At 40.5% G+C, this 17,391-nt stretch carries 16 protein-coding genes; 11 read left to right on the plus strand and 5 right to left on the minus strand.

Features of this window, described 5'->3' with window-relative positions:
• Nucleotides 1-60 precede the first annotated feature (60 nt).
• On the plus strand, nt 61-1,335 hold the full coding sequence (locus Q4574_RS02105) for a hypothetical protein (RefSeq protein WP_303470903.1): 1,275 nt from the start codon (nt 61-63) through the stop codon (nt 1,333-1,335).
• A 29-nt stretch (nt 1,336-1,364) separates the two neighbouring features.
• Entirely contained in the window at nt 1,365-2,183 is an 819-nt protein-coding gene (locus tag Q4574_RS02110; protein WP_303470905.1) for a Dam family site-specific DNA-(adenine-N6)-methyltransferase, read from the plus strand.
• Nucleotides 2,184-2,212: 29 nt separating this feature from the next.
• Here the strand turns inward: Q4574_RS02110 and Q4574_RS02115 are convergent, their stop codons facing one another.
• From Q4574_RS02115 to Q4574_RS02125, 3 genes are all read right to left on the minus strand, one after another.
• Entirely contained in the window at nt 2,213-2,413 is a 201-nt protein-coding gene (locus Q4574_RS02115) for a DUF2970 domain-containing protein (RefSeq protein ID WP_303470907.1), read from the minus strand.
• The gene (locus tag Q4574_RS02120; protein ID WP_303470910.1) at nt 2,414-2,716 is read right to left on the minus strand and encodes a hypothetical protein; all 303 of its coding nucleotides are present in this window, start codon (nt 2,714-2,716) and stop codon (nt 2,414-2,416) included.
• Nucleotides 2,717-2,925: 209 nt separating this feature from the next.
• Complete coding sequence (locus tag Q4574_RS02125; protein ID WP_303470912.1) at nt 2,926-3,606, minus strand: TorF family putative porin; 681 nt, start codon at nt 3,604-3,606, stop codon at nt 2,926-2,928.
• A gap of 327 nt (nt 3,607-3,933) precedes the next feature.
• Between Q4574_RS02125 and rpe the strand changes: the two genes are divergently transcribed.
• The 9 genes from rpe (at nt 3,934) to Q4574_RS02170 (ending at nt 12,812) form a co-directional block, all read left to right on the plus strand.
• Entirely contained in the window at nt 3,934-4,611 is a 678-nt protein-coding gene (rpe, locus tag Q4574_RS02130; RefSeq protein ID WP_303470915.1) for a ribulose-phosphate 3-epimerase, read from the plus strand.
• Between the two features lie 36 nt (nt 4,612-4,647).
• Nucleotides 4,648-5,652, plus strand: a complete 1,005-nt coding sequence (gene trpS, locus Q4574_RS02135; RefSeq protein WP_303470918.1) for a tryptophan--tRNA ligase — start codon at nt 4,648-4,650, stop codon at nt 5,650-5,652.
• Between the two features lie 76 nt (nt 5,653-5,728).
• On the plus strand, nt 5,729-6,340 hold the full coding sequence (locus tag Q4574_RS02140; protein ID WP_303470921.1) for an aminodeoxychorismate/anthranilate synthase component II: 612 nt from the start codon (nt 5,729-5,731) through the stop codon (nt 6,338-6,340).
• A 70-nt stretch (nt 6,341-6,410) separates the two neighbouring features.
• Nucleotides 6,411-7,571, plus strand: coding sequence for an HDOD domain-containing protein (locus tag Q4574_RS02145; protein WP_303470923.1), 1,161 nt, complete (start codon nt 6,411-6,413; stop codon nt 7,569-7,571).
• A 456-nt stretch (nt 7,572-8,027) separates the two neighbouring features.
• Complete coding sequence (locus Q4574_RS02150; protein WP_303470926.1) at nt 8,028-9,233, plus strand: aspartate aminotransferase family protein; 1,206 nt, start codon at nt 8,028-8,030, stop codon at nt 9,231-9,233.
• A gap of 34 nt (nt 9,234-9,267) precedes the next feature.
• Entirely contained in the window at nt 9,268-10,299 is a 1,032-nt protein-coding gene (gene astA, locus Q4574_RS02155; RefSeq protein WP_303470927.1) for an arginine N-succinyltransferase, read from the plus strand.
• Between the two features lie 23 nt (nt 10,300-10,322).
• Nucleotides 10,323-11,795 carry a succinylglutamate-semialdehyde dehydrogenase gene (gene astD / locus Q4574_RS02160; protein WP_303470928.1) on the plus strand — a complete coding sequence of 491 codons (1,473 nt, stop codon included), beginning with the start codon at nt 10,323-10,325 and terminating at the stop codon, nt 11,793-11,795.
• Nucleotides 11,796-11,862: 67 nt separating this feature from the next.
• Nucleotides 11,863-12,675: a DUF1338 domain-containing protein gene (locus tag Q4574_RS02165; protein ID WP_303470929.1), complete on the plus strand. Its 813-nt coding sequence runs from the start codon at nt 11,863-11,865 to the stop codon at nt 12,673-12,675.
• Nucleotides 12,676-12,686: 11 nt separating this feature from the next.
• Nucleotides 12,687-12,812 (plus strand): hypothetical protein, encoded by a 126-nt coding sequence (locus Q4574_RS02170; RefSeq protein ID WP_303470930.1) that lies wholly within the window; start codon nt 12,687-12,689, stop codon nt 12,810-12,812.
• 103 nt (nt 12,813-12,915) lie between these two features.
• Here the strand turns inward: Q4574_RS02170 and Q4574_RS02175 are convergent, their stop codons facing one another.
• A complete protein-coding gene (locus Q4574_RS02175) occupies nt 12,916-14,913 on the minus strand; it encodes a M3 family metallopeptidase (protein ID WP_303470933.1) in 1,998 nt (665 codons plus the stop codon).
• A gap of 392 nt (nt 14,914-15,305) precedes the next feature.
• Entirely contained in the window at nt 15,306-17,279 is a 1,974-nt protein-coding gene (locus Q4574_RS02180) for an ATP-dependent DNA helicase RecQ (protein ID WP_303470936.1), read from the minus strand.
• Nucleotides 17,280-17,391: the final 112 nt, after the last annotated feature.

Below are 17,391 nucleotides of genomic sequence, written 5' to 3' on the forward strand. Positions count from 1 at the left end.
AGCCGACTGGAATATTTAGTTTCATACTCGTCTCAGCTCATATTTATAAGCTGTGAAAGTTTGTCGCAACAACAATCCTCATTGCAGCAGTTTATAGCCAAGCAGCATGAAAATACCGAAGTGGCGTTTATCAATGGCCAAAGTACCCTTCGAGATTCGGATTACAGAAACGAAATATATCGCCAGTTAGTGAGTCACCCGCTATCTCCTAATGTTCCCCTGGACAAACAACTTATCCAACAGCTTGCTAAAGAAACTGGACCGATTCTATTGTGTATTTGTGCTGCCCAGCATATTTCAAAAAATTTACTCAATGAGCTCTGGAGCTTAGTATTAAAAAACAAAGATTTAGAAAAGGGCCATCACCTCAATGTACTCTTGTTCGGAAGCCCAGAATGGACCGAATCGGCTAAATCAAACTTAGCGAAAGATAATCAACACTTGCCCATTTTACTAAGCTCGGAAGTTATCAGCAAAAATCAATTTACCCAAAGCTACAGTGAAAGTATCAATCAAAAACGCGCAGAAATAGCCCAACGGTTTAAAAACAATGGTGACGGAGAAACTGACTCAACAATAAATAAACCGCTGTTCAAAATTTTAGCTGGAATCGCATTTTTAGGCATTTTTTCTATGCTGGTATTCTGGCAGTATCCTGATGAGATAAAACAATTTGTCAATGCTGATTACACCAATATGGATGAGACTGGCGGGGAAATTGAAGAACTAGAAAAAGCAGCTCTGACTGAGTCCACGAAAGTTTCTCCAATACAAGAAGAAGACTTAGCAGAACAGAATAATCTGACTGAAGAACACCTGGAAAAAGCAAACCAATTAATAGAATCCACAGCAACGGAAGAAGAAGCCAATATTTTGTCTGCAGACGAATCACAAGAACTGGTAACCACTTGGCAACAGGAAATTGAAAAACAAGAATTGCAAACCCAGAAAGAACTTCAGGAAAAGCCGCTAGATAAACCTAATCAACCAGACTCAGTATCCGTTAACGAAGACCTTAATTCTGATGATAAACAGGTTGATCACCCAATAGCAGAGTTAAATGACCAGCTATTTGTTTTACAATTGGCGTCAATGAGTGACTTAGATGTGGCAACTCGATTTGTGCAAGAGCATGATTTACAAGATACAAGTTGGCTATACACGACTCAACGCTTCGGGGGTGATTGGCATGTGGTAATTTTCAAAAAAACCTTTGCCAATGTACAACAAGCGCGGCAGTATACGGCTTCCTTACCCGATAGCATTGATAAAACAGTTCCATTTGCTAAATCAGTTAAACAAATTAAGGTAGAATTGGCAGTACCTCAGCAATAACCTCGTTGTAGTTACACCAAAAAGCGGACATGAATAAAAACAAAAATCGGGCATTTCTGAAATGGGCAGGTGGAAAATATGGGCTGATCGATGAAATTCGCCAACGCTTGCCTCAAGGTAACAAATTAATCGAACCTTTTGTCGGTGCCGGATCGGTTTTTTTAAACACCGAATACCCCCAATATATTTTGAATGATATTAATCCAGACCTCATTAATCTTTACTCGGTTGTCAAAACCCAGGCTGATTATTTCATTCAAGAAGCAGAAAAGCTTTTTAGTCCATTGAATAATCAGGAACAAAGGTTTTACGAACTGCGTAAAGAGTTTAACCAGTCCGATGATCTGTTTTTTAAATCAATTTTATTCTTGTATTTGAATAGACATGGTTATAACGGGCTCTGTCGATATAATCTGTCAGGTGGATTTAATGTGCCATTTGGTCGATACAAAGCACCCTACTTCCCCAAAAAAGAGCTATTCTATTTTGCTGAAAAATCTCAAAAAGCAATCTTCACCTGTGAACCCTTTCAGCAGAGTTTTGCCCGTGCTAGAGCGGGAAATGTTATCTATAGTGATCCCCCCTACGCACCGATTAGTTTAACCGCTAACTTCACTCAATATTCCAAAAATGGATTCTCATTAGATGAACAGCTGATGTTGGCTAAATTAGCAAAACATAATGCCTCGAAGAAGTCCGTTAGTGTTTTGATTAGTAACCACGATACTCCCTTTACCCGTGATATATATTCACAAGCCGATATCACCAGCTTAATGGTAAGCCGCACTATCAGTCAAAAAGGCGATAAACGTGTAAAGGTGGGCGAATTGTTAGCCCTGTACGCATAAGTTCAAGTAGCTAGCGCTAGATTGCAAAACTAACTTAATGCAATGTTCACCACAGCGACCAAACCAAGTATTAAGGCGATAACAAAGACAATACCAACCAATAGAAACGGCACAAATGACTTCTGTTGAAAATCATGCTCATAATTTTGGTGAGATTGCACTCCAAATACGCTTGCTGCGACGCTTTTAAACACGCCCCACAAACTATTATTTGATTTGGATTCTGACAACTACTGAGCGTCCGAAGATACAGGAGAGTTAGTATCTGCCGCCCGAAACAGCAGCTCTAACAAATCTAGATAGTGAAACTTGTAGCCAGAACGTCCAGAAAACCAATTCTTCCAGCTAACATTATTGTGATTGACTGAAGCACATCGATTAATCGGATGTGTAATGGGTAAGTTTGGATTAAATTCAAGGGTATCAATGTTTTGACAGAAGTCATCAGCACCAGAAAGTTGTGTTTGCAGGACAAAAACCATGCTGAACATAACTGCACCAAGTGAAGAAAATACTTTCAACTTTCTGTTCATTTGACCACCTCAGAATAAATCCATTGGGGCTATTATACGTGTGTTGATAAAATGAACAACTATCTTTTATCTTATTAGCCTGTCATTTGTCGTAGTTGGGATGGGTTTATGCGATCAAATAGGCGATCAAACACCACTATATTTCTGCTTAACAAGCAAAAAAGCCAACTTTTCAGTTGGCTTTTCAGGCGTTTCAAATAACTATTTACTTAGAACGATGTACCCCAGCTAACAACGAATTTAGTATCGTCATCACCTGATTCATCATCTGCTTTAGAAAGGCTCAAAGTAAAATCACCTTTCGATAAATCTATTTGAAAATGACCAAAGTCAACGTCGCCGTATAATTCATCATCGCTATCGAAATCGTAGTAGCCATAGGTTAGACCAAGGCCAAATTCATTTGGAAGGTCAACACCATAGCCGACACTATAATACAGATCACCAGTACCATAAGGTGCATCATCGTCATATTGACTGTTTACCGTATAAGCAACACCAAATGAAAATGCTTTATATGAACCATTGAAATAGACTTCACCAAAATCTGAATCTTCAAAGCCTGTTGCTGGATACATGTAATAAATATAACCAACATCGTACCCAAAGTCCCCTGATTCACCGCCATAACCTAGATAGAAGTCGTTTTCAGTACCGTCACCGTTACCCCAGTCAATTGAGCCAACCCAAGTTCCCGCGTAAAAGCCGCTTTCGTTCGAATAATCGATGCCACCAGAGACTGATACATCATTAGAACTTTGGCTCATACCACGCCAAATATAGTTGCTTGTTGCACCAAAATTAGCTGATACTTCAGCTTGAACTAAGGAACTAAAACTGGTTGCAGAAAGTACAGCTACAGCCAATGCTGCCAATTTCAAGGTTTTCATATGTGTTCTCCGAAATTTATATTATTTTCAATGTTTTAAGTTTTATTTTTATTATTATTATTATTTTTTTGTTTTGTTGCTGGCACAGATAACGCAATTCTAATGCCGCTTATTTACATAATCACAACAATAACGTAACCCTTTGTTTCTTATAAATAAATCTTAGTATTGAATAAACAATGCTTATACTAAAATCCTCTATTCAGGGCTTTTGAAGCACCGTTTTGGTTCTAAAGCACCAATATGGTGCTTGGGTTTGAAGTGACTAACGCTTTTTTCATTAGTCATTTTTCTTTACACTATCGGCAAATTTATCTGGAGAAATTCATGAGTCCTTTTTTAATCGCGCCATCTATTCTGTCTGCCAACTTTGCTTGTTTGGGAAGTGAAGTAGAGCAAGTAATAGAGGCAGGTGCAGATTTAGTTCATTTTGACGTGATGGATAACCATTACGTACCTAATTTGACGGTAGGCCCGTTGGTGTGTGAATCCTTAGTAAAGTACGGGATTAAAAAGCCTATCGACGTACATTTGATGGTTGAACCTGTTGACCAAATGATTGAGGATTTTGCTACAGCAGGGGCACACAGAATCAGTTTCCATCCAGAAGCAACTAAACATTTAGATCGTAGTGTGCAATTAGTAGTCGATAATGGCTGCGAAGTTGGCCTAGTGCTAAACCCTGCAACACCGTTAAATTGTCTCGACCACATCATCGACAAGCTTGATTTTATTCTTATGATGTCTGTTAACCCTGGATTTGGCGGACAAAAATTTATCCCCCAAACCCTTGAAAAAATCAGAGCTGTTAAGCAGAGGGTACAAGCATCGGGCAAACAAATTAGAATTCAAATTGACGGTGGCGTAAAAGTCGATAATATTCGCAGCATTGCTGAAGCAGGAGCCGATACTTTTGTAGCTGGCTCAGCTATCTTTAATCAGCCAGATTACAAACAGGTTATAGACCAAATGCGTCTAGAATTAAGCAAAGTAAATATGGCTTAAGCCTTTTTCTCACTTTTAAGAAGATTATTTTATACTATGAGTAAACCAATTGTATTAAGCGGTTGTCAGCCTTCTGGACAACTAACTATAGGTAATTATATGGGCGCATTGCGCCAATGGGTGGGGATGCAGCAGGATAATGATTGCCTGTATATGATTGTAGACATGCATGCCATTACCGTTCGTCAAGATCCTGAAGCCCTCTACAATGCTTGTTTAGATGGTTTATCGTTGTATTTAGCCTGTGGAATTGATCCCAACCAAAGCACGATCTTTATGCAATCCCATGTGCCAGAGCACGCTCAGTTGGCTTGGGTGCTAAATTGCTATACGCAAATGGGTGAATTGAACAGAATGACTCAATTCAAAGATAAATCAGCCAAAAATGTCGCTAATGTTAATGCAGGTCTTTTGACTTACCCTTCCCTTATGGCTGCCGACATACTGTTGTATCAACCTAATAAAGTCCCCGTAGGCGACGATCAAAAGCAGCATCTAGAATTAACCCGAGATGTCGCCACCCGCTTTAATAACTTATATGGCGATATTTTTACTATTCCCGATCCTTTTATCCCAGAATATGGCGCGCGCATAATGAGTCTTCAGGATCCGAGTAGTAAGATGTCAAAATCTGATGCGAATCCAAACAACTTTGTTGGCCTGCTAGAAGACACGAAAAAAATCAGTAAAAAGATTAAACGTGCAGTGACTGACTCCGATGAGCAAGCTCGTATCTATTTCGACAAACAGGAGAAGCCAGGGGTTTCGAATCTATTATCCTTACTATCCTGTGCGACCGGCAAGAGTATCGACAGTCTAGTGCCTGAATACGAAGACAAAATGTATGGTCATTTAAAAGGTGACGTGGCAGATGCCGTGGTTGCTTTGTTAGAACCTATTCAAACTAGATTCCACGAAATACGTTCAGACCAAACCTATTTGAATAGCGTCATGAAAGATGGGGCTGAAAAAGCCAGTGCTCGCGCTTCGGTCATGATTGAAAAAGTGTTTAAATCCGTTGGGTTTATTCCAAAGCCATAGGCACAAAACGTTTCAGAAATTCATTTGTTGAAAGTAATGTTGTTGTGATAGCTGTTTATTAGGAAAGTAAATTGTCATGCTATTGTTGATCGATAATTATGACTCATTTACTCACAACCTTGCACGTTACTTTCGAGAATTGAATGTAGAAGTTCAGGTAGTGAGAAATGACCAAATAACCTGTGCGCAAATTGCACAATTAGCGCCAAAGTATTTGGTTTTCTCGCCCGGGCCTTGTACCCCCAATGAAGCGGGTGTGACCTTAGAAGCTATTCAAAACTTCGCTGGCAAGATCCCTATTTTAGGAGTCTGTTTAGGGCATCAAGCCATCGGACAAGTGTTTGGTGCAAAAGTAGAAGTAGCTGAACACATTATGCATGGCAAGACCTCAAGTATCCGCCATAAAGGAACCTTATTGTTTGACAATATAGAGGATCCGTTTGTTGCTACCCGTTATCATTCGTTAATCCTGAATACGCCTTCATTACCAAACGCATTTCGTGTAACGGCTTGGTGCGAAGAATTCAATAACGTTGAGCCCATGGCAATTGAACACATAAGTTGGCCGCTAATGGGGGTGCAATTTCACCCAGAATCACTTTTAACCTTAGAAGGGCATAAATTGCTATCTAATTTTGTTAACATTGCCGATAAATGGTGGATAGATAAAAGCCAAGGTGCTTTTTAGCTCAGTTTGAGCAACTAATTTAATAAGAACACTCTCTTTAAATATTATTCAAAGGCACTAAGAAAAATCCATGAGCGAACTTTTGGCACTGAAGAACGAAATCAATTTACGCTTTGATTACTTAACGATAAGTCTAAAGTTAGCTCAGCAGCATATGGGAGTAGGAAGCGAACCCAGCGCCGTTGAATCAGACGTGAGTAAAGATACGCAACGCACCTTACTAGAAGTCGAAAAACAAGCTAGGTATGATAAAGAGCTCAACAGGCTCTCTTATTCAAACTATGTTCAAAGTCTTCAAAACAAGATACACAATGAAATTAATAAACGTATAGAGCTACAACTTGAAGACAAACAACAACTAGTTCACAACGTTTTAGGCTTCGACCAAAACCTACCAGATTTACTCGATGCTTTGGCAGCGAAAGCAACTTCAATTAGTAAAATTGAACCTATAGCTGCGGGTATGCCTTGGCTATATGATGAATTAATCAGACTGATCAATACACCTAAGTATCGTAGGGTCGATTCTAATGGCAAAGTTGTAGTGGTCGAAAGCTTAAAAACAGCGTTAAGTTATTTAGGGGTGGAGAATATCAAAATGTTGATTCCATCCATTGCATTTAGACGCTGTTTGCCACAAATTACCGACCCTTTCCCTAAAATTAAAGTGCAAATGATGGATGCGTCCATTGGCACCGCGATGTCCTGTAAAAAACTAGCCCAAGTAAACAAGTTAGATAGTTATAATGCTTTTTTGTTAGGCTTATTCCATGATTTTGGAAAAATTGTGACCATTCGTTTATTTTTCAAGTTCTTTGACGAAGTACACAGGGAAGCATTGTTAGAAGCACAGAATCAACGTAAACCTGATGAACATTTTGCATTAGGTGAAGTGACACCCTCCGAAACCTTTTTGTTACAAGCACTAAAAAAATATGGTTTTGCTCTAAGCACTGAATTGCTCTCGCACATGCCATTTAAACGACTCGCTTTTGTTGAAGCAATGGGCGATTTTGCGAGCGACAAAGAAATCGCAGATTTATCCCCTCTAGGGAAAGTATTGGTTCAAGGAGAAGGTTACAATCGATACCGTACCCTTAAAGCAAATAAATTGATTACATTAGAAGAAGCGAAAGTATATCTGCGACAATTTAGTTTTCCCAAAGGGGCATTAGCAGAATTGAAGCTAACAAACTTGCGTGATTTCGACATCATTTTGGATGAAAAGTAGTCAACCTCGTTTCTTAGAAGAAAACCTATATAAATTTGTTAAATTTTTTTTTACATATTCATGCAAACCACTTTAATCTTGTAATAATCTTCCTCTGTGGCAAATCTAAAGGGAGATATGCCCATGTTATTTCATAGTTAGCGTATTTTAATCAAATTGCCCAGCCTCAAATGCCCCCACTCACAGATTTTTTAGACATCTACACGCTACTCGGACGTAGCACAAATTTATTCAGCCATGGAGGTTTCCTTAGTATTAATAGTTATTCACTATTCCTGCAAAATTAGCCGCATCCCTTTAAATTTAAGGGTTTTCGGCATTTCTGCTAGAGACAGATTGATTTAAATCTGACACAATGCGCAGTCCAAATTGGTCGTTGGGCAGCATATTATTGCTGCCAACAGAGTATTAATCAGAAGTGAAAATACACGTCCAGAATTTTAAGTGAGGTAAAGAATGCAAGTAACACGCGCAACGTTTGACGAAGTTATGGTTCCTAATTATAACCCAGCTGCCATAGTTCCTGTAAAAGGCCAGGGATCGCGAGTATGGGATCAGGAAGGGAAAGAATACATAGACTTTGCCGGTGGTATCGCTGTGAACGTATTAGGTCATTGCCACCCTGATTTAGTTGCGACATTGAAAGAGCAAGGCGAAAAGCTTTGGCATCTTAGTAATGTTTTTACAAATGAACCGGCGCTTCGTTTAGGTAAAAAGTTAACTCACGCCACTTTCGCGGATAAAGCTTACTTTTGTAACTCAGGCGCAGAAGCAAATGAAGCCGCACTAAAATTAGCTAGACGTTATGCATTAGAACATTTTGGCGAAGATAAAAATCAAATCATCGCCTTTAACCAAGGTTTTCACGGACGTACATTTTTCACCGTCACTGTGGGCGGCCAATCAGCTTATTCAGATGGTTTTGGTCCAAAACCTGGCGCTGTTGAGCATGTCGACTTCAACAACCTTGATGCACTGAAAGACATTATTTCAGACAAAACCTGTGCGGTCATCATGGAACCTTTGCAAGGCGAAGGCGGTGTCATTAGCTCCACCCAGGAATTTGTGGAAGGCGTCCGTGCGTTATGTTCTGAACACAATGCATTACTTATATTTGATGAAGTCCAATCAGGTGTAGGCCGTACAGGCAACCTATATGCTTATATGGGTCTTAATGTAATTCCTGATATTTTGACGACTGCAAAATCCTTAGGTGGCGGTTTTCCCATTGGTGCCATGTTAACGACTACAGAAATTGCTGCTAGTTTGAAAGTGGGTACTCACGGAAGTACATATGGCGGTAATCCATTAGCTTGTGCTGTGGCTGAAAAAGTGCTGGATATTGTGAATACACCAGCGGTTCTGCAGGACGTTAAGCGTAAAGAGCAATTATTCCGTGATGGCCTTGAAAAAATTAACCAGAAATTTCATGTATTCAGTGAAATTCGTGGTGAAGGCCTATTGATAGGTTGTGCCTTAGCTGAACAATATCAAGGGAAAGCAAGAGACTTCTTAGTGGCCTCGGCCGCTAATAATATGATGTGTTTGGTTGCAGGCGCAAACGTGGTGCGGTTTGCTCCTTCATTGGTCATTCCTGATGAAGATATTGCCGAAGGACTAGCTCGGTTTGAACGTGCTATTGAGCATGTTGTAAATAGCTAAGTTAACACGCGAACAGTAAAGTGAGCACCCTACTATGAAAGTGATCCGTCCTATTGCGTTAAGCGATTATGATGAGTTGTACAATATTGCGGTTGAATCAGGCATTGGTTTTACATCATTGCCTGTTAACGAAGGTCTATTGCGACGCAAAATAGAACAATCTGAAATTGCATTTCGAGAGCAGGTCGATAAGCCTGCCAACCAAAGCTATTTATTTGTAATGGAAGATACCGATAGCCATGAGGTTGTCGGTACTAGCGGTATTGCTGCAACTGTCGGTTTAGAAGACTCTTTTTACCACTACCATTGTGGCAAAGTGGTTCACGCTTCTCGCGAACTTAAAATTCACAATACTGTCGACATTCTTACCCTATGTAACGACTACACAGGTGTATCTGAAATTTGTACATTGTTTCTTAAAGAAAGTGCCCGACAAGGCAGTAATGGTCGCCTGCTTTCTAAGTTTAGATTTTTGTTTATGCTAGAGCATCAAACACGATTTTCAGAAACAGTAATTGCTGAAATGCGCGGAGTAAGTGACGAAAACGGAAGATCTCCTTTTTGGCAGTGGCTTGAAGAACATTTCTTTTCAATGGACTTCCCTACTGCGGATTACTTAACCGGCATTGGTGATAAAGTGTTCATTGCCGAGCTAATGCCTAAATACCCTATTTATGTGAGTTTACTCAGCAAAGCGGCGCAAGCTGTTATTGGTCAGGTTCACGAAAAAACCCGTCCCGCTTTGCAGCTTTTGCAGCAAGAAGGGTTTATTAGCCGTGGTTATGTCGATATTTTCGACGGCGGTCCAACCGTAGAAGCCAATATCCAACATATTAGAACCGCTCAAGCTAGTCGCAAGCTACCCATCAAAATTGACCAGCAAAAAGCGGCTGAAGGCACCTTGTGTTACGTAATTAACACCAAGGTAAAAGACTTCAGAGCAATTTCTACAGAAGTTTATGTGGATGCTGACAACAACTTTGCGTATCTCTCTCCCCAAAGCGCTGCAGCGTTAATGGTCGCTGAAAATGACCAAATACGTTATGCACCAACCAAAATAATTTAATAACCCAGCCATAGGAATTATGTATGACGACACAAGCCCACTATATTGCAGGTGAGTGGCACCTAGGTGAAGGTCACGATATTCAATCAATTGATCCCGCGAAAAACACCATTATTTGGCAAGCCAAGTCGGCTTCGCCTAAACAGATAGATTCAGCCATTAAAGCGGCTCGAAATGCGTTTATCAGCTGGAGTGATTTCGCCCTTGAAAAGCGCTTGGAAATCGTTAAGCGCTATGCAGAGCTGCTTACTGAAAACAAACAAGACTTGGCATTAACCATTGCTCAAGAAACAGGAAAACCGTTATGGGAAACCGCCACTGAAGTCGGTGCTATGGTCGGTAAAATAGCCATATCAGAACGTGCCTATCAAGATCGCACAGGCACAGTTGAAAACCCAATGCCTGTTGGCAAAGCCTTTATTCGCCACAAGCCTCATGGTGTAGTTGCTGTATTTGGTCCTTATAACTTTCCAGGACACCTGCCGAATGGACACATAGTTCCGGCCCTTATCGCCGGTAACTGCATAGTATTTAAACCTAGCGACCTAACACCTTTAGTGGCTCAGAAAATGGTAAAACTCTGGCAACAAGCTGGTTTACCAGCTGGAGTTTTGAATTTAGTTCAAGGTGAAGTAGAAACAGGCAAAGCACTAGCCAGCCATACTGATATTGATGGCCTATTTTTCACCGGAAGTTCTCGCACTGGCAAAATTCTGCATGAACAGTTTGCTGGCCATCCCGGCAAAATACTAGCGTTAGAAATGGGCGGTAATAATCCCCTTATCGTAAAAGATGCAAAAGATATTGATGCAGTGGTTCACGATATTGTGCAATCAGCATTTGTCACCTCTGGACAACGTTGCACCTGTGCTCGCCGTTTGTTTATTCAAACCGGTGATCAAGGCGACGCAATCCTAGCGAAGCTGATTGAGGTCACCAAAAATATCAAAGTTGACCATTATGATGCCGAAGATCAGCCTTTTATGGGCGCGATGATCTCTGCTAATGCCGCAGCAGGAATGGTTAAAGCACAGCAACAATTAGTTGATTTAGGTGCCACTGAGTTAGTCAAACTGATCCACACAGATACAGCAACAGGTTTCGTTACTCCAGGCATTCTCGATGTCACATCTATGGCGAATGAGATGCCTGATGAAGAGCATTTCGGACCACTTTTGAAAGTCATTAGATACGATGATTTTGACCAAGCAATTGCGTCAGCAAATAATACTAAATTCGGATTAAGCGCAGGTTTTATCGGCGATAATGAAGCGGATTATCAGTATTTCTTTAAACGCATACGTGCAGGCATTGTAAATTGGAATAGACCAATAACGGGTGCAAGTAGTGCCGCTCCATTTGGGGGAATAGGCGAAAGTGGTAATCACCGTGCCAGTGCCTATTACGCTGCGGACTACTGCGCATTTCCTGTGGCTTCAGTGGAATTGGAACAGGTAACTCTACCTGGAACCTTAAGCCCAGGTTTAAGCATATAATTAATTCAACCGCCTGCAATCATTCAGCTTTGCAGGCCCTTTTACTAAATTGAGATAGGTTGCAGCTATGCACACTGATATTGACGCTCTGTTTGCAAATCTTTGGCAAGATTATTTGAACATTACCCCTTCTGCGCAAAAAGTGCATGAACTACTGGGGCAATACAATGGAGAATCTGCGTTAGTAAATGACCATGTGGCGTTTCGTACATTTGATATAGATACAGTCAACTTGGATAAACTAGCGGCGCATTTTTTGGCTTTGGGTTATGTGGAAAAAGGCCAATACGATTTTGTACAAAAGAAACTCAAAGCAAAGCATTTTGAGCATCCAGAAAGTACCAAACCTAAAGTATTCATCAGTGAATTACGGGTTAACGAGTTCGACAAGCCGATACAAGACATTATTCACAAGATGGTCAGTCAGGTTGCAGAGGATGCAACAAGCCAGGAAAACTTTTTGTATTCTGGCCCCCATTGGCAAATCTCCAGTGCTGATTATGAAACCCTTTTAGAGGTTTCAGAATATGCAGCTTGGATGGCAGCTTGGGGATATCGCGCCAACCATTTCACCGTATCAGTTAACCATCTTCAAGGCTTAGATGCATTAACGGATGTGAACGAATTATTGAAAAAGGCAGGTTTTACACTCAATACCTCAGGTGGAGAAATTAAAGGTGGCCCAGAAGTATATTTGGCGCAATCGTCCACTATGGCGGATCATATTGAGGTGAATTTTTCAGATACTAGCAAAATCATACCGAGCTGTTTTTATGAATTTGCTCAGCGATACGAATTGCCCAATGGTGAGCTTTATCAGGGTTTTGTGGCCGCTTCTGCTGATAAGATTTTCGAAAGCACCAACGCTAAAAAACCTTAAGCGGAACAATCTTGAGCAAACGAATTATGGTGGGCGCAGATGCCTTCGCCCACAATAGTGTCGTGATTTCGCAAGTGATAACATCTATTGTGTTATTCGCCATCCCTTTTCTTGATTCAAAACTCAAACTGTCATGAGTAAGGGCGACGAAGGCAAAATGCGCACCTGTTTCGGTGCGCATGCAACTTAGCTAATAGGTTAAAAGGCGTGAAGCTCGTTTCTATTCCAGGTTGCTAGCGCTTATTCGCTACCGTTGGCCAATTTATCTGCATACGCTTGCACACTATAGTTACGTCCAAGAAAGTCTTTAACTAACTCTGCAGCGGGTTTTGTTCCTACTCTTGCAAGCACCATATGTCGATAATCATCCGCCGTTTTAGTATTACGTAAACCTTCCTTCTTAAAGCGAGAGAGCAGTTCTTCGGCGATGGAATTCGACCATTGGTAGGTGTAATACTTAGCACCATATCCGGTCAAGTGACCAAAGGACGCATATGTGTATGTGCCCTCATCATGTCCATAGGGAGAATAGCGGTTAAAAATGTCTTTTTCGAAAGCATTTAAGTCTATACCTTCTGGGTTTTGATTATATAACTCAAAAGACAAGGCAGCATAAGTGAGTTGATTAGCAACATTTAGTGCTCGTCCAAAATAACGTGCCTGGTTCATTTTTTCCACTAGCGACTTAGGAATAACCTGACCTTTGTCATCCACTGCAAATTGTTTAAGGGTGTCATAATCCCAAACCCATTCTTCAAGCATCGTGGAAGGGGCTTCACCAAAGTCAGATTCCCCTTGAAAGCTGCTGAATCCAATCTCATTTTGACCGGCAAAAATAAAATGTAGCAAATGCCCGTACTCATGTAAGAATGTTTTTACTTGACCATGCTCCATTAACCCATCTGGAAAGTTCATCAAAAGGACTGCCTTAGGTGTAGATCCCCCCTGTTTACCGAATGCCAATGGAAATTGAGCGGCGTGAGTAAATTTCCCTTCTCTAGGGTGAGAGTCGAGATAAAATTGGCCAATTAGCTTACCATTTTCAAACACATCATAGGGTTCAACACTTTGATGCCAAACATCCAGATTAGATGGCTTAATAGTCAAGCCAAATAAATCTTCAGATAACGCTAAAATTCCATCACGAACCTTGCCGTAACTAAAATATTGGCGTACCAGTTTTGCGTCTAATTTAAACTCTTTTTCACGAACAACATTTTGCAAATAAGAGGCATCCCAACTCTGAACTTGTGTTGCAGAGGGGTCGATAGTTTGCTTTTCAGCAAGCAATAATGCTTTTTCTTTGACCACAAGGCTCTTAATGGCATCGCTCAATGTTTGCATGAAATTAACCACATTTTGCGGTGTTTGTACCATAGTGCCCAGCATATTGGTCTCGGCAAAATTATTGTGCCCCAATAATTTAGCTAACTCATAACGCTTTGATAATAAATCCTGTAGTACCTTTTGGTTCTCTGGCATTGCTCGAGTACTTTCCATAAGTAACGTTTCTTCACGTAAAGAAGCATCGTGTGCGTACTTAAATATGGGTTGAATATCAGGATAAGCCGTAGTAATAGTCACTAATCCATCTTCATTGACTCGGTGGCTATCCAAATAGTCTTGAGGTAAGCCAGCTAAACGTTCCGGCTTGACCTGAATAGATTTAATAGAATCGGTGATATTTTTATCAAAAGCTTGGCTAATTTCATTAATTTCATCATTCACTTTTTGAATACGTTCTCGCATAGCCTTATCTTTACCGATACCAGACATTTCAAACTGCTGCTTCCAATAATTGACCGTAAATTTTTGGGCATCTGAAAGGTCTTGGGTCGTGACTTTTGACATCCGCTCATACAAAGGTCGATTCGCATTCATGGCACTCAGTGTCGAAAATCCCTTTAATGCACAATCAGCACTGGCCTCTCTGATACTCTTATCAATATGAACATTTTGCATTAAGTAGTCGTGGGATAATTGGTCGCCGAACTCAACAATATAATCATCCAAAGGTTTAAATACCGTATCGTACGTTGCGTCGTCATTAGCAGCAGCAAGTGCATTTATTTGCCCATCAAACTTCGCCAGATACTCAGAGCAGTGCTTAGATATTTGTTCTGCAGAACGATCGTATACGGTCTCTGCATAGGTAGGTATTGCATAGGTAGATAGTACCAAGGAAGACAAGCCCATAAGACCAATACAGTTAACTAACAAGCTGAAACGTTTTTTCATATCCCTATTCCTAAATGAAAGTCATCACTTTTCGCGTATACAAAAATAAAACCGGTACGTTTTAGTAAGCTAAATCCAATTTATAATTACGCTTTAATTGTTATCGAACTTGATAATGCCAATTTGCTAGGGATCAGATCATGAGTCACGCCGCAGTTCGAACAAGCTCCGAACTAGAATAGAACGATAGGCTATTCTTTGCAACGGGGTCGTTTTTGCCTTTGCTGGTACACTCAAAGATGGCAAGAGGATAAAAGATAGTTTGGGAAATGTATCCGTATTTTATGAATGACTTAGGTTTCTATTTAATAGAAGCCAGAGTAGGACCCACAAGGCTGTTCGTCGCTTGGGGCACAAACATAATCACGCAAATTGTAAAGCTAATTACGCGTTTACAATGGTCGCTTTTCAACATCAAGGGTTTGCATAGCTAAATTGAGTACCTGCTGATAAGGCAAGCTTTGACAAAGACCAAAACCACTCAGTGTTCTAGCTCTAATTTTTGTCAAATAAGGACCCGTCAATCCAGCTAAAAATCGAGTAAATAATGGAATGGAAAGCGGTTCTTTTAGCTTAGCTTCAAATACCGAAGCTAATTCTTGATATGCACGGGTAAGCTGTTCTTCACTAGGTGTGTTAGACACAATAACGTCAGGCAGGTCAATCCCGCCTGAAATACAAACGCTACAATGTCCACAAGGTTGAGATAAGCTATGATCATCAAAATAAACAGCTAAAGTTTGACTCAAACATTGTTTACTTTGAAGAAATGCGACCAAATCTGCGATTCGTTTTATCTCCGCCGATTCTCTCAGTTTAAAATATTCAAATAGAGACTCACCCAGCCCTGCAGCTAACAGTTTCTGTTGGTCCACTGAGTAAACATCTGTGTGACGTTGACTCTGCAATTCAATTTGTAGTTGTCCATGTAAATAGTCCAAGGCACTTACTAATCGGTTTCGCTGATGAGGATACGATTGGCTTAGCGCTTCTTGATCTAAAGTTGACCAGATCTTTTTCATCGGACTGGCGCTAAACACGGCTTCTAGAAATTGACGCCTTTCTCCATCAAAACTAGCCAGTATCTTGGACTTTTCTTCGATAAAACGAAAACGTATTTCAGAAAAATAACCAAATAACGGAGTGATAACCTGACGCAATTCCAATTGCACTAACAAGGTTTTTAAGGGTAATTGGCGAACATTTGTCCCATTTGACAATGGAATTAATTGCGTTTCCCAGCGCAGCTCACCCGTGCTCGAATCTTCAGACAATTGGTTAATATTACTAAGTACTTTATCAATTCCACTTTGCTCTGGGGTATCTGCATAAACAAAATTTTCAAGGCGAGTTAAGTTGTTCAAATTGGCTAGGGTAATGCACTCTGAGGTTACCCCATCTCTGCCCGCCCTGCCAATCTCCTGGCTATACGCTTCTATTGATTTAGGTAGTTCGTAGTGAATGACAAAACGTATATTTGATTTATCTACCCCCATACCGAATGCAATAGTGGCTACCACAATATCCACCTGATCAGCCATAAATTGCTGTTGAGTGGCTTGTCGCTGTTGATCTTTCAATCCAGCATGATAGGGCACCGCGTTGTGTCCGTTTTGACGTAAAAGTAACGCCAGGTCTTCAGCTTCTTTTTGCAACGTAACATACACTATTCCAGCACCATCGAGTTGAGCAAGCTGATCAACTAACATCTCGGTTTTGTGTTCCTCAGGAGCGTGGAGAACCTTGAGGTTTAAGTTTGAACGATAAAACCCAGTTTGCACAATATGCTGGGGCTGAATGGCAAACTTTTTTGCCATATCGTGCTTAACATTTTCCGTGGCTGTAGCAGTAAGCAGCAATACCTGGGGGATATTCAATGCTTTTTGATAGTCAGGTAACTTTAAATAGTCTGGCCGAAAGTTATGACCCCACTCAGAAATACAATGGGCTTCATCTATGACTAACAATGAAACATTCACCGATTCAATAAATTGCCTAAAGCGTTCATTTTTAAAACGCTCTACTGACACCATCAATATCTTCAAAGCACCACTGCGGGTATCCTGCATAATCTGCCGATTTTCAGCATAACTGAGTGTTGAATCTATTTTGGCGGCAGGGATGTTTTTGCTCAATAAAAAGTCTAATTGATCTTGCATCAATGCAAGCAGCGGTGAAACCACTAAAGTTAAATGTGGTAAATGTAGCGCACTAAACTGATAACACAGCGACTTACCAGAGCCAGTGGGAAATATGGCTAAACAGGAATGCTTATGCAAAATAGCGTCAATTACCGGAAACTGTCCATCCCTAAAATCATCGAAACCAAAGTGTTGCTTGAGAGAAGAGACTAATTCCTGTTTCAATTGATATTTCCTAATTATACAAGTGTGGTTTTCAACGTTTGCTGGCAAAGCATCAAATAATATTTTGAGCGTCTGAGTTGATAGTAGGATTGGAGATTAAGAAATGCAATTT

The organism is Aliiglaciecola sp. 3_MG-2023, assembly GCF_030548205.1.
GTDB lineage: Bacteria > Pseudomonadota > Gammaproteobacteria > Enterobacterales > Alteromonadaceae > Aliiglaciecola.